This is a genomic window from Xenorhabdus santafensis, from assembly GCF_033949405.1.
GTDB lineage: Bacteria > Pseudomonadota > Gammaproteobacteria > Enterobacterales > Enterobacteriaceae > Xenorhabdus > Xenorhabdus santafensis.
Genome location: NZ_VCDN01000405.1, coordinates 1 through 205, shown reverse-complemented (window position 1 = coordinate 205; position 205 = coordinate 1). Strand labels below are relative to the sequence as shown.

The window sequence follows — 205 nt, the reverse complement described above, 5'->3', positions numbered from 1 at the left end:
ATTACAACCTAAAAAGAAACAAAATATAAAGATTTATGGATTTATAGAGAGTAAAATGAGTGAGAGTGGTAGAGAATTGTTTAAATCATGTAGTACTTTTAATGAGTTTGTGGCTACAAAAGATAAAAAGAAAAAGAAACGAGTAAAGGGGAATGATTGTAAAAATCGTTTTTGCCCGATTTGTGCTTGGAGGAAAGCAGGAAAG

The 205-nt window shown here is 30.7% G+C and carries 1 protein-coding gene; it reads left to right on the top strand.

The window, feature by feature from the left end; genetic code table 11:
- On the top strand, window positions 1–205 hold a 205-nt coding region (locus tag FE392_RS22905; protein ID WP_500692715.1), incomplete at both ends, for a hypothetical protein.